Raw genomic sequence first — 13,974 nt, 5'->3', positions numbered from 1 at the left:
TTGGCTTAAGCCGCTATTATCCATATTCAAACAAGGACTTATTCATCTATTTTAGCTTTTTCTATTACATCCTTCATTTTAGTCATTATATAGTCATATCCACCTTTACTATGAGGAATTAGACAATTACTACAATCCTTTATACCATCTTTGTATTTAAAATTGCCTCCGCATTTATCTTTTAGCATAAAAAGAGGGCAAAAACAGAAAAGACAATTAAAACTTGAATCGTCATTGACTTTATGACAAGGGAAGAATTCACACTTCCTATTTTGGAAAAATTTATAATTAGTGGTTTTTAGTTCTTTCATAAGATCGCCTCCATTAAAATTATACACCATTTCTAATTTATTGAATATCTTGAATTATACAGCTGTATTATTTATGCTATATTTTTGATATCTTAATTAGTTAAATGAATAATATATTAGTCAAATGAGTAATATATGTATAAATATATTCTATCAAAATAATCAGGTAGTATATAGTAAAATTTAAAATAAAGAAATATTTAAAAAAATTTGTTGTATAAAGAATTAGTGTGTATTATAATAAAATTGTAAAAGATAACTGATAAAAATAGCATATAAAAAACTGGATGAAGAATACGGGAGAGAACAAAGTGTCGCCGAAGGAGTAAGCGTTGAGCTTGCCGTTCAAATGTGAAGCTCTCAGGCAAAGGGACCGTATTTCGACAGAACTCTGAAGAGCGTAAAAGCACCGTAGGAGCAACTCTTTTGAAAAAAAGAAGAATCTCTCAGGTTTAAAACAGAGCATAAGGCATTGTTTAATGTTTTATGCTCTTTTTGTGAGCAAAGAGCTAAAATCTATGATTATAAGTGAATATTTTACTCCTAGAAAGGAACTGAGTAGGTGTTTTATATCAATATTTCACATTATACAAAAGGAAGTGTATAAATTGATTATAATTACAAATAATCCTTTAGTGAAGGAAAAATTTTCGGAATATGACATAATATTTAAGGAAATTGACTATTTAGAAATATTGAAACAAGTAAGAGATATGATACATAAAGGACATAAATTATTAACACATCCATTATCAGGAAGCGTTAAACCAAATGAAACACCTTATAAGTCACTCGCTGTATCTAAGCAATCAATAGGTAAGTTAGATATGGATTCATTAATGATTATAGAGAAAAGCATTGAAACAACTAACAAATTTTATAACAATGCCAAAAGACCACATTGGAAAGAGAGTATACTAGAGGATTTTCAATTGATTGATAAAACATTAATTGAAAATGCTTTAAAGAATAAATAAGCGTTAAATAGAAATAATAAAGGAGTGAATTACATGGAAAATATTTATGATGTTGCTATAATAGGTTCAGGTCCAGCTGGTTTATCTGCAGGATTATACGCTGGTCGCGCTAGAATGAATACAATAATAATTGAAAAAGAAAAAGCAGGTGGACAGATAGTAACTACTGAAGAGGTAGAAAATTATCCTGGATCAATTGAAGATGCAACAGGACCATCATTGATAGCTAGAATGGTAAAGCAAGCTGAAGGATTTGGAGCTAAAAGAATTAAGGACACAATATTAAGCATAGAGTTAGATGGAGATATTAAGGTTATAAAAGGTGAAAAAGAAGAATATAGAGCAAAATCAGTTATTATTGCCACAGGAGCAAAACCAAGGCAAATAGGATGCCCAGGAGAAAAAGAATTGACTGGTAAAGGTGTTTCTTACTGTGCAACATGCGACGGTGCATTCTTTGAAGATTTTGAAGTGTTTGTAGTTGGCGGTGGAGATGCCGCAGTTGAAGAAGCTATGTTTTTAACTAAATTCGCAAGAAAAGTTACTATAGTTCATAGAAGAGATGCACTTAGAGCAGCAAAGTCTATACAAGAAAAAGCTTTTAAAAATGAAAAAATTGATTTCTTATGGAATAGTGAAATAGTTGAAATAAAAGGTGAAGGTATAGCTGAATCTATAGTAGTTAAAAATAGAGAAACAGGTGAATTAACTCAATTAGATGCAGATGAAGAAGATGGAACATTTGGTATTTTCGTATTCATTGGTTACATGCCACAAACTGAATTATTCAAAGGTGTAGTAGATATGAATGAAAGAGGGTATATTATAACTGATGCTAATATGAAGACTAACATAGAAGGTGTTTTTGCAGCAGGAGATTGTAGAGTTAAATCACTAAGACAAGTTGTAACTGCAAGTGCTGATGGAGCAATAGCAGCTACACAAGCTGAAAAATATATTGAAGATAAATTTTAAAATATAACAAGGGGGAATTAAAATGTTAGCATTAGATAAAACTAATTTTGAACAAGAGGTATTAAATGAAAAGGGATATATTTTAGTTGATTTTTGGAGTCAAGGATGTGAGCCTTGTAAAGCACTAATGCCAAGTGTTGTTGAATTATCAGAGAAATATGGTGAAAGCATAAAATTCTGTAAATTAGATACAACTAAAGCAAGAAGACTTGCAATAAAACAAAGAGTTCTTGGTCTTCCTACAATAGCAATATACAAAGATGGAGAAAAAGTTGATGAGGTAACTAAGGACGAAGCAACTGCTACAAATATTGAAAATATGATTAAAAAATATTTATAAGGATTTAAACAACTAAAATGTTGTTTAGATAAATCACTTTATTATTAATGAGGAGGTGAACTATAGTGCGCCTAGAGTTAGGAAATATATTTATAAAGGATGTTCAATTTGGTGATAACACTAAAGTTGAAAATGGAACATTATATGTAAATAAAGAGGAACTAATCGCTCTTGTTAGCGATGATCAAAACCTTGAATCTGTAGATGTTCAATTAGCAAGACCAGGTGAAAGTATAAGAATAACGCCTGTTAAAGATGTTATTGAGCCTAGAGTAAAAGTTGAAGGATCAGGAGGAATTTTCCCTGGATTTTTATCAAAGGTTGATACTGTTGGTTCTGGTAAAACAAATGTTTTAAAAGGTGCGGCTGTAGTTACAACTGGTAAGATAGTCGGATTCCAAGAAGGAATTATTGATATGACTGGACCAGGAGCAGACTATACTCCATTTTCAAAGCTTAACAACATAGTAATAGTTTGTGAGCCAAAAGAAGGAGTAAAACAGCATGAACATGAGAAATCTGTAAGAATGGTAGGATTAAAAGCTGCTAAGTACTTTGGTGAAGCAGGTAAAGATGTAACACCTGATGAAGTGAAAGTATATGAAACACTTCCATTATTAAAGAGTATTGAAAAATACCCTGATTTACCAAAGGTAGCATATGTTCAAATGTTACAAAGTCAAGGATTGCTTCATGATACTTATGTATATGGAGTGGATGCTAAACAAACACTATCTACATTAATATCTCCAACAGAAACTATGGATGGAGCTATTCTAAGTGGTAACTGTGTATCAGCATGTGATAAAAATACAACTTATCATCACTTAAACAACCCAATAGTGCATGATTTATTTGAAGCACATGGAAAAGAAATCAATTTTGTAGGTATGATTATCACCAATGAAAACGTTTATTTAGCTGATAAAGAGCGATCATCAAACTGGACTGCTCAATTAACTGAATATATAGGAGTAGATGGTGTAGTTATATCACAAGAAGGTTTTGGAAATCCAGATACAGATTTAATTATGAATTGCAAAAAAATAGAAGATAAAGGAATAAAAACTGTCATAGTTACTGATGAATATGCAGGTCAAGATGGAGCTTCACAGTCATTAGCTGATGCAGATGCTAAAGCAGATGCAGTTGTAACAGGTGGAAACGCTAATGAAGTAGTTACTTTACCACCAATGGATAAAGTTATTGGTGATGATAAATATGCTGACACTATAGCTGGTGGAACAGCAGGAAGCTTAAGAGAAGATGGAACAATAGTTTTAGAACTTCAAGCTATAACAGGTGCAACAAATGAACTTGGATTTAACAAACTTAGTGCAAAAGGATACTAAAACCAGATTATTTAACGCTATATGAATATTTAGGGTTAAAAATACTTAGAGAAAGGATGTTGAGCATGGGATTGTATGATGGTAAAAAAGTAATCATCATAGGCGATAGAGATGGTATACCTGGTCCTGCGATAGAAGAATGCTTAAAAGCAACAGAAGCTGAAGTAGTATTTTCATCTACAGAATGCTTTGTCTGAACTGCTGCAGGGGCTATGGACTTAGAAAATCAAAGAAGGGTAAAAGAGCTTACTGAAAAACACGGTGCTGAAAATATTATTGTGTTATTAGGAGCAGCTGAAGCTGAAGCTGCTGGATTAGCAGCTGAAACAGTTACAGCAGGAGACCCTACATTTGCAGGTCCATTAGCGGGAGTCCAGTTGGGACTAAGAGTATTTCATGCAGTAGAACCTGAATTTAAAAACGAAGTTGAAGCTGATGTTTATGATGAACAAATAGGTATGATGGAAATGGTTCTAGATGTAGATGAAATCATTGAAGAAATGACAGATATAAGAGATGAATTTTGTAAATTTTAATTATTAACTAACGTTAATACACCCTAAAAAAAACCGAGAGAGGGGGTAAAAAATGAGTAAAATAAAAGTAGTTCATTATATAAATCAATTCTTTGCCGGGATTGGTGGAGAAGAGAAAGCCAATATTAAACCAGAAGTAAGAGAAGAAGTAGTAGGCCCTGGTATGGAATTTAATAAAAAATTTGGGGAAGACGCAGAAATAGTAGCAACTATAATCTGTGGAGACTCATATTTTAATGAAAATGTAGAAGATGCAAAAGCTGAAGTAATAGAGATGGTTAAGAAATATAAACCTGATTTATTTGTAGCAGGTCCTGCATTTAATGCTGGAAGATATGGTGTTGCATGTGGTACTATAGCTGATGCTGTTAAGGAAGAATTAAACATACCTGTACTTACAGGAATGTACATTGAAAACCCTGGTGCTGATATGTATAAAAAGAATTTGTACATTGTATCAACTAAGAATAACGCAGCAGGTATGAGAAAAGCTGTGAAATCTATGGTTCCATTAGCTTTAAAATTAGCTAACAAAGAGGAAATTGGTTCTCCAGAAGAAGAAGGGTATATCCCAAGAGGTATTAGAAAAAATTATTTTGCTGAGGATAGAGGCTCTAAAAGAGCTGTAGATATGTTAATCAAGAAACTTAAAGGTGATAAATATGTGACTGAATATCCAATGCCTGATTTTGATAGAGTTGATCCAAACCCAGCGGTTAAGGATTTATCTAAAGTAAAGGTAGCATTAGTTACATCAGGTGGTATTGTGCCAAAAGGGAATCCGGATCGCATTGAATCTTCAAGTGCTTCTAAATATGGTAAATATGACATATCTTCTTTTGTTGATTTAACAAGTGAAACTCATGAAACTGCACATGGTGGTTACGACCCAGTGTACGCAAATGAAGATGCTGACAGAGTACTACCTGTAGATGTAATGAGAGATATAGAAAAAGAAGGTAGAATAGGGGAGCTTCACAAATATTTCTATACTACTACTGGAAATGGAACTGCTGTTGCTAATGCTGTGAAATATGCAGCTGAATTTTCTAAAGAATTAGTTGCAGATGGAGTTGAAGCAGTTATACTAACATCTACGTGAGGTACTTGTACACGTTGCGGTGCAACAATGGTAAAAGAAATTGAAAGAGCCGGTATACCGGTTGTTCACATATGTACAGTTGTTCCAATATCATTAACTGTTGGAGCTAATAGAATAGTTCCTGCAATAGCTATACCTCATCCATTAGGAAATCCTAATATTGAAAAAGAGGACGAAAAACAACTTAGAAGAAATATTATAGATAAAGCCTTAAAAGCATTAGAAACAGAAGTAGACGGTCAGACTGTATTTGAAGATTAATTAAGAGTTTACTAGGGACTAACTCAATATAGAAATTTGAGATAGTCCCTTTTGAATAAATAAATGTGGAGGTGTTTGATATGACTTTCCCAGTAGTAAAAGGTGCTGGCTATATTTTAGTTCATACACCAGATATGGTAATTCATAATGGAACTACACAAACTACTGAAAGAATAGTAAATCCTGATTCAGAATATTTAAAGAAGATTCCAGAATATCTAAGAAGTTTTGAGGAAGTTGTTAATTATCTTCCTAATCAAACTTATATTGGTAATATGACTCCTGAAGAGTTAGCACAATATAAAATGCCTTGGTATGATCATAAATCAGAATCATTCAATCGATATGGCAAATTTGGTGAAATAATGCCACAAGATGAATTTATCGGACTAATAAAAATAGCAGATGCATTTGATTTAGTAGAATTAGAAAGTGAATTTTCAAAAGAAGTAGTTAAAAAATTAGAAAATCATGAAGCAATAAATAATGAATTATTAACTAAAATACAAAGTGATACAAGCATTGAAGAAATACAAAAACATATAAATGAAAATCATGCAGAAGCTATATACAATAATAATAAATTAGTTGGTTGTGTAAAGAGAGCACATGATATAGATGTAAATTTAACAGCACATGTTATGTTTGAAAATTTAGTAGTAAAAGCTTCAGGAATATTAGCAATGCTTAATTTGTTACATAAAAATTCAATTAATCCATCAGATATTGAATATGTAATAGAATGTTCAGAAGAAGCTTGTGGAGATATGAACCAAAGAGGAGGCGGAAATTTTGCCAAATCAATAGCTGAAGCAGCAGGATGCATCAACGCAACAGGTTCAGATACAAGAGGTTTCTGTGCAGGACCTACACATGCATTAATAGAAGCCTCAGCATTAGTACAAGCTGGTGTATATGAAAATGTTGTAATAGTAGCAGGTGGAGCAACTGCAAAGCTTGGTATGAATGGTAAAGATCACGTTAAGAAGGAAATACCTATTTTAGAAGATACTCTTGGTGGTTTTGCAGTACTTATAAGTAAGAATGATGGTGTTAACCCGGTATTAAGAACAGACTTAGTTGGAAGACATACTGTTGGAACAGGTTCATCACCACAAGCAGTTATTACTTCATTGATTACAGCACCACTTGATAAAGGCAATATGAAAATAACAGATATTGATAAATATTCAGTTGAAATGCAAAATCCAGACATAACAAAACCTGCTGGAGCAGGAGATGTTCCTACAGCGAACTATAAAATGATAGGTGCTTTAGGAGTTAAGAGAAAAGATATAGAAAGAAAAGAATTAATGAATTTTGTAAAAGAACATGGCATGCAGGGATGGGCTCCTACACAAGGACATATACCATCAGGAATACCTTATTTGGGTTTTGCTAGAGAAGCAATGACAACTGGTAATGTAAACAGAGCCATGATAGTAGGTAAAGGAAGTTTATTCCTCGGAAGAATGACAAATTTATTTGATGGAGTATCAATAGTTGTAGAAAGAAATAATGGAAAAACCGGTGAAGAAAAAGGAGCATCTGAAGAAACTATTAAAAAGATGGTAGCTGAGGCAATGAGAGAATTTGCATCACACTTATCTTTAGAGTAGAGGTGATACAAATGGAAGATAAAAATATAAAAAAAATGATAGGCAAAGTTTTTAATGATATAGCAGATGCAATTGAAACAGGTAAATTTGGAGAAAAAACTAGAGTTGCAGTTACTATGCTTGGCAGTGAACATGGTGTTGATAATATAGTAAAAGGCGCTGAGATGGCTCAAAGTAGAGATACAATGATAGAAGTTGTTCTTATAGGACCAAAAGTAGACACAAAGCTCAAAATTCATGAAGCAAATACAGAAAAAGAACAGTATGAAATAATGGAAAAACTTTTAGATTCGGGAGAAATCAAGGGTTGTGTAACACTCCATTATAATTTTCCTATTGGTGTATCAACAGTTGGTAGAGTTTTAACACCTGCAACAGGAAAAGAAATGTTTATTGCTACAACAACAGGTACATCATCACCTCATAGAGTAGAAGCCATGGTTAAGAATGGAATACATGGTATAATAGCAGCTAAGGCTTCAGGAATATGTAACCCTAAAGTAGGTATATTAAATGTTGATGGTGCAAGACAAGTTGAAAGAGCTTTATGTGAATTGAAAGACAATGGATATGATATTGATTTTGCACAGTCAATAAGAGCTGACGGTGGAATAGTAATGAGAGGTAATGATTTACTTTCTGGAACACCTGATGTAATGATAACTGACTCGTTAACAGGAAATTTGCTAATGAAAGTCTTTTCTTCATACACAACAGGAGGTAGCTATGAATCATTAGGATATGGCTATGGACCTGGAGTTGGAGAAGGTTATGATAGAAACATATTAATCATTTCAAGAGCATCAGGGGCACCTGTTATTGCTAATGCATTATCATATGCAGCTTTAGTAGCTAACGGAAATATTACAGGTGTATCCGAAAATGAATTTAACAAAGCTCAAAAAGCAGGACTAAGAGAAATACTCAGTCAGTTAACAAAAGATAAAAAAGCTGCTACTGCTGTACAAGAGGAAATTTCTGCTCCACCAAAAGAAATAGTAACAAGTCAAATAGCAGGTATAGATATAATGGAACTAGAGGATGCAGTTACTGTTTTATGGAAAAACAGGATCTATGCTGAGAGTGGAATGGGTTGTACAGGACCTATAGTTATGGTAAACGAAACAAAGCTTACACAAGCTATAGAAATATTAAAACAAGAAGGTTATATTACAAAATAAATTATTTAGGGAATATTTACGAATTTATCTTTATAGTTTTAGGGTGTTTGCAGACACCCTATTTACATGCATAAAAAATGTAATAAATGCAAAAATATTATTGTTCATTTTTTAAAAAAGATATAACAATTTATTAATAATCTAGTTATTAAAAAAAAATATAGTTCTTTAAATTATGTTAAATACTACATTTTGATAAGATATTATTTTTTATCTGTTAAATAGATATCAAGTATAGCTTGCACCTTAGTTAATTAAAATATATAATAATGATGTAATGTTTAACAAAACTGGATGTAAGTTTAGGAGGGTATTTATGTTAAAAAAAGTTTTAATTTTAGGGCTAGTCATAGTATTAGCATTCACAATGGCAGTAGGATGTACAAGTAAAAAAGGATCAGAATTAAGTGTTGGTATGATTACCGATACAGGTGGATTAGGAGACCAATCATTTAATGATTCAGCTTATCAAGGATTACAGGAAGCTGAAGATGAATTTGGTGTTAAAGTAAGTGTTCTAGAATCTTCAACAGCAGATGATTATGGTCCAAACTTAACAAGCTTTGCTGAGAAAAAATCTGATTTAATAATAGGAGTTGGATTCTTATTTGAAACAGCTATGAAAACAGCAGCTGATCAATTCCCTGATCAAAAATTTGCAATTGTAGACAGTGGTATTCCAGAAGGAACAACTAATGTTGCATCACTAAATTTTGCTGAGCATGAAGGATCATTCTTAGTAGGAGTTATAGCAGGTTTAAAAACTGAAACTAATAAAATAGGTTTCATAGGTGGAATAGAATCTACATTAATTAAAAAATTTGAAATTGGTTTTAGAGCAGGCGTAAAAGCTGTAAATCCTGAAGCAGAAGTATTCGTTGACTATGCTGGAGCATTTGACAATATGTCATTAGGTAAAGAATTAGGTTTAGCTCAAAATCAAAGAGGAGCTGACGTAATATTCCATGCAGCAGGCGGAACTGGAATTGGTATGATACAAGCAGCTGAAGAAAAAGGTTTCTGGGCAATAGGTGTTGACCAAGACCAATCACATCTAGCTGAAAAGAACGTTTTATGTTCAATGATTAAAAAAGTTGATGTTGCTACAAAAACAGTTACTGAAGCAGTTGTAGACGGAAAATTCCAAGGAAAAAGTTATTACTTTAACCTAAAAAATAAAGGTGTAGACTACAGTGATAATGTAGGAAACTTATCTCAAGAACTTAAAGATGCTGCTGATACTTATAAAAAAGCTATCGTTGATGGAACTATAAAAGCTATACCACAAAATGAAGAAGAATTTAACACATTTGAAATTCCTAATTTGTTGAAATAATAAAACTTATAGATTTATCAAATAATAAGGTCAGCAGGTAACTGACCTTATTATTTGCCATAAAGAAATTATAAATAACATAAATAAATTATAACAAGCGATTGTGCAATCTTTCGACTTGTTGAAATGATTTGTTGCAATTACTAAGTAATTGCTTTTAGTTATTATAATTTCTTTATGTATAAATTTATATTGTAAGCTTAGAAAGTTATTATATAAGGAGGGATTTCCTTGCAAAAAGTTGTTGAAATGAAAAATATAACTAAGGAATTTCCAGGAGTTAAAGCTAATGATAATATAAACTTTAGTTTAAACAAAGGTGAAATTCATGTGCTACTTGGAGAAAACGGTGCTGGTAAAACTACCTTAATGAATATACTATATGGTTTATATGAACCAACTAGTGGTGAAATATTTATTAACGAGAAAAAAGTTGTTATGAAAAATCCAACAACAGCCATTCAAAATGGAATAGGTATGGTACATCAACATTTTATGCTTGTTCCACCTTTTACTATTGCAGAAAATATAATATTGGGATCTGAACCTTCATTGTATAACGGATTAAAATTAGACATGAATAAAGCTATAGAACAAGTAAAAAGCATTTCTAATAAATATGGGTTAGCAGTAGATCCTTACGCAAAAGTTCAGGATATATCAGTAGGTATGCAGCAAAGAGTAGAGATACTCAAAGCACTGTATAGAGGGGCGGAAATATTAATACTGGATGAACCTACCGCTGTGTTAACTCCTCAAGAAATAGATGACTTAGGTAAAATATTAAATAAATTGACAGATCAAGGTAAATCAGTAATACTTATAACACACAAGCTTAAAGAAGTTATGAGTATGAGTAATAGAGTAACAATAGTAAGAAGAGGAAAAATTATAGATACCGTTGAAACTGAAAAAACAACAAGCGACAAATTAGCTGAATTAATGGTAGGAAGAAAAGTTAACTTGGCTGTGAATAAAGAAGAAAAAAAAGCAGGAGCTACTGTATTAAGAGTAGATAATTTGAAAGTAGAAGATAATAGAGGTGTAGAAAAGGTTAAAGAAATTGACTTCGAAGTTAAAGCTGGAGAAGTTTTTGCTATAGCAGGAGTTGATGGCAATGGACAAACAGAACTTGTAGAAGCATTGACAGGACTCAGAAAAGCTAAAAAAGGAAAAATAACCTTAGAAAACAACGATATTACAAATATAAAAACGCGAAGAATAATCGAAGCTGGTGTCGGACATGTTCCAGAAGACAGACATAAAAGAGGACTTGTCCTTGAATATTCTTTAGCTGAGAATATGATATTAGGTAATCATTATAAAAAACCATTTAGTAAAAACGGAATTTTGAATAATGATGTAATACACAAACATGCTGTTGATCTTATAGGAGAATTTGATGTAAGAACACCAAATGAAGACGTAAAAGCTAAATCACTATCCGGAGGAAATCAACAAAAGGTAATAATAGCAAGAGAATTTAATAGAAATCCTGCATTGTTAATTGCTTCACAACCAACTAGAGGGTTAGATGTTGGTGCAATAGAGTTTGTTCATAAAAGAATAATTAATCAAAGAAATAATGGCAAGGCTGTATTATTAGTTTCCTTAGAGCTTGACGAAGTTTTGACACTTGCAGATAGAATAGGTGTAATTTATGATGGAAAGATTATAGGTATACTAGATGCCAAAGATGCTACAGAGAAAGAATTAGGTATAATGATGGCCGGAGGAAAAAGTAAATAAAAGCGAGGTGATAAAATGGCAACTAATAAAAAGGATAATATGTTTAAGAAATTTTTAGATTCATTTAAGATACCATTTATAGCAATTTTATTAGGTTTTTTAATAGGAGCTGTTTTTATAATTGCTACTGGTAATAGTCCTTTTGTAGCTTACGGTGCTTTATTGAACGGAAGCTTAGGAAGTTTACCAAAAATAGGAGAAACATTATTAAAATCAACACCATTAATATTTACAGGTTTAGCAGTTGCATTTGCATTTAAAACAGATATGTTTAATATAGGAGCGGAAGGTCAATACTTAGTAGGTGCAATAACAACAGTTGCTGCAGCATATGTATTTAGAGGACTTGATTCGTATCTACTAATACCTCTTACATTAATTGCTGGAATGCTAGGAGGAGCTTTTTGGGCTTCCATTGCAGGTATATTAAAAGCAAAACTAGGGGTTCATGAGGTTATAGTGACAATAATGCTAAATTATGTAGGATTAAATTTAAGCAACTATCTTGTAAGATTAGTTCTAAATCCTGCCGTAATAAATGGAACTGAAGCAAAAGCACATACGATATTAATACCTGAAGCAGCTAGGTTAACAAAGCTTAAGACAATAATACCTGCTTTTGATTACTCAAGTGTAAATACGAGCATTATAATAGCAATTGTATGTGCAATAATAGCGTATTTTATTCTTTACAAGACTACATTAGGATATGAGATTCGTGCAGTAGGTCATAGTCCGTTGGCTGCAGAGTATGGTGGAATAAGTGTTTCTAAAAATATGATATTATCAATGGCTATTTCCGGTGCATTTGCAGGTTTAGCTGGTTATGCTCAAGTTGCAGGCTTAGTATATAAAGTTGACCAGGTAGCATCATCTCCGGGATATGGATTTACAGGCATTGCAGTTGCACTTGTGGGTAAAGAGCATCCAATAGGTGTTATAGCAAGTGGAATATTATTTGGTATATTGGCCAATGGAGAAAGACATATGCAAATTGAAGGCATACCAAAAGAAGTAGTTGGAATAATACAAGGTGTAATAATATTATTTATTGCCGGAGACCAAATAGTTAAATATCTAATAAATAGAAAAAACAGCAAAAAAGAGGAGGTGGCTTAGATGTTATTAGTAATTGCTATAATAGCTGCAACTTTGAGACTTGCAACACCATTGATATTTGCATCACTGGGTGGTGTGTTTTCAGAAAGATCTGGAGTTGTTAATATTGCTTTAGAAGGAATAATGATAAATGGAGCATTTTTTTCAATACTAGCTACCGAGTTTACTGATATACCTTTTATAGGTGTAATAGCTGCAATGATATCGGGAATACTAACTTCTTTAATTTTAGCTTATTTTGCAATACATTTAAAAGCTAATCAAGTTGTTGTTGGTACTGCTATTAATTTGTTAGCTGCAAGCTTTACAGCATATTTATTAGAGCTTATTTGGCATAGATCTGGTCAAACAAACCCAGTAAAACATGCGATAAAAGCACATCCCATACCTTTCATTGAAAATATTCCAATATTGGGAGATTTAACATCACAGCTTACTGTATTTGTGTACCTTGCATTTATAGCAGTTATAATCTCCTATTATGTACTATATAAGACACCATTCGGATTAAGAGTACGTTCTGTAGGGGAACATCCAAGAGCTGCAGATACTGTTGGTATAAACGTATATAAAATAAGATACAAATGTGTTATGATAAGTGGAGCATTAGCAGGCTTAGCAGGAGCTACATTATCACTCGGAACTGTTAGATTGTTTAAAGAAGGTATGACAGCGGGTAAAGGCTTTATAGCATTAGCAGCTGTAATCTTTGGTAAATGGCATCCGATAGGTGCAATGCTAGCATGTTTATTCTTTGGATTTACAGAAGCTTTAAAAATCCAATCTTCAGCAATTGGATTAGGTTTTTTACCAAGTGAATTATTGAATGCTATTCCATATATAGCAACAATATTAGCATTAGCTGGTTTTGTTGGTAAAGCAGTTGGTCCAGCAGCTAGTGGTGAAAGCTATGAAAAAGGAGATAAGTAAAATATTAACAGAACGAGCGTTAGACGGATATTGCTACGCGACTTTGTAAAAAATATGTCGAATAATAAGGATTTGATTTGTTACTAGTCTGACTTTTTGGTATAATACATGTATAGGGTTTCATATATTATTATATCCCTGATTATTTAGAATCTATAGGACATTGAAATTGATTTAATTAATAGT

General features: G+C 32.4%; 13 protein-coding genes and 1 riboswitch. Of the genes, 12 read left to right on the top strand and 1 reads right to left on the bottom strand.

The annotated features are described in order from the left end of the window. Nucleotides 1-38 precede the first annotated feature (38 nt). Nucleotides 39-311, bottom strand: coding sequence for a cysteine-rich small domain-containing protein (locus AYC61_RS14040; protein ID WP_066503660.1), 273 nt, complete (start codon nucleotides 309-311; stop codon nucleotides 39-41). Nucleotides 312-598: 287 nt separating this feature from the next. Further along, nucleotides 599-697: riboswitch (glycine riboswitch) on the top strand. A gap of 213 nt (nucleotides 698-910) precedes the next feature. Between AYC61_RS14040 and AYC61_RS14035 the strand changes: the two genes are divergently transcribed. The 12 genes from AYC61_RS14035 to AYC61_RS13970 all read left to right on the top strand — a co-directional run bounded on the left by AYC61_RS14035 (nucleotide 911) and on the right by AYC61_RS13970 (nucleotide 13,788). Beyond that, entirely contained in the window at nucleotides 911-1,288 is a 378-nt protein-coding gene (locus AYC61_RS14035) for a GrdX family protein (protein ID WP_066503874.1), read from the top strand. Nucleotides 1,289-1,321: 33 nt separating this feature from the next. Then, a complete protein-coding gene (trxB, locus tag AYC61_RS14030; RefSeq protein WP_066503654.1) occupies nucleotides 1,322-2,263 on the top strand; it encodes a thioredoxin-disulfide reductase in 942 nt (313 codons plus the stop codon). Between the two features lie 22 nt (nucleotides 2,264-2,285). After that, nucleotides 2,286-2,603 carry a thioredoxin TrxA gene (trxA, locus tag AYC61_RS14025; protein ID WP_066503646.1) on the top strand — a complete coding sequence of 106 codons (318 nt, stop codon included), beginning with the start codon at nucleotides 2,286-2,288 and terminating at the stop codon, nucleotides 2,601-2,603. A gap of 65 nt (nucleotides 2,604-2,668) precedes the next feature. Further along, nucleotides 2,669-3,955 carry a glycine/sarcosine/betaine reductase component B subunit gene (locus tag AYC61_RS14020; protein ID WP_066503644.1) on the top strand — a complete coding sequence of 429 codons (1,287 nt, stop codon included), beginning with the start codon at nucleotides 2,669-2,671 and terminating at the stop codon, nucleotides 3,953-3,955. A 65-nt stretch (nucleotides 3,956-4,020) separates the two neighbouring features. After that, the gene (gene grdA, locus AYC61_RS14010) at nucleotides 4,021-4,491 is read left to right on the top strand and encodes a glycine/sarcosine/betaine reductase complex selenoprotein A (RefSeq protein WP_082759974.1); all 471 of its coding nucleotides are present in this window, start codon (nucleotides 4,021-4,023) and stop codon (nucleotides 4,489-4,491) included. Nucleotides 4,492-4,543: 52 nt separating this feature from the next. Further along, nucleotides 4,544-5,854, top strand: coding sequence for a glycine reductase complex selenoprotein B (gene grdB, locus AYC61_RS14005; protein ID WP_082759973.1), 1,311 nt, complete (start codon nucleotides 4,544-4,546; stop codon nucleotides 5,852-5,854). A gap of 80 nt (nucleotides 5,855-5,934) precedes the next feature. Next, on the top strand, nucleotides 5,935-7,473 hold the full coding sequence (gene grdC / locus AYC61_RS13995) for a glycine/sarcosine/betaine reductase complex component C subunit beta (RefSeq protein ID WP_066503636.1): 1,539 nt from the start codon (nucleotides 5,935-5,937) through the stop codon (nucleotides 7,471-7,473). A gap of 11 nt (nucleotides 7,474-7,484) precedes the next feature. Then, the gene (grdD, locus tag AYC61_RS13990) at nucleotides 7,485-8,654 is read left to right on the top strand and encodes a glycine/sarcosine/betaine reductase complex component C subunit alpha (protein WP_066503633.1); all 1,170 of its coding nucleotides are present in this window, start codon (nucleotides 7,485-7,487) and stop codon (nucleotides 8,652-8,654) included. 316 nt (nucleotides 8,655-8,970) lie between these two features. After that, nucleotides 8,971-9,990 carry a BMP family lipoprotein gene (locus AYC61_RS13985; RefSeq protein ID WP_066503628.1) on the top strand — a complete coding sequence of 340 codons (1,020 nt, stop codon included), beginning with the start codon at nucleotides 8,971-8,973 and terminating at the stop codon, nucleotides 9,988-9,990. Between the two features lie 231 nt (nucleotides 9,991-10,221). Then, nucleotides 10,222-11,739: an ABC transporter ATP-binding protein gene (locus AYC61_RS13980; protein WP_066503626.1), complete on the top strand. Its 1,518-nt coding sequence runs from the start codon at nucleotides 10,222-10,224 to the stop codon at nucleotides 11,737-11,739. Nucleotides 11,740-11,754: 15 nt separating this feature from the next. Then, nucleotides 11,755-12,858: an ABC transporter permease gene (locus tag AYC61_RS13975; protein ID WP_066503624.1), complete on the top strand. Its 1,104-nt coding sequence runs from the start codon at nucleotides 11,755-11,757 to the stop codon at nucleotides 12,856-12,858. Continuing rightward, nucleotides 12,859-13,788 carry an ABC transporter permease gene (locus AYC61_RS13970; protein WP_066503622.1) on the top strand — a complete coding sequence of 310 codons (930 nt, stop codon included), beginning with the start codon at nucleotides 12,859-12,861 and terminating at the stop codon, nucleotides 13,786-13,788. Nucleotides 13,789-13,974 lie beyond the last annotated feature (186 nt).

It is taken from the genome of Abyssisolibacter fermentans, assembly GCF_001559865.1.
In the GTDB taxonomy this organism is placed as follows: Bacteria; Bacillota; Clostridia; order Tissierellales; family MCWD3; genus Abyssisolibacter; species Abyssisolibacter fermentans.
The sequence above is the reverse complement of the archived record's forward strand: the minus strand, read 5'-3'. Positions and strand labels throughout refer to the sequence as shown.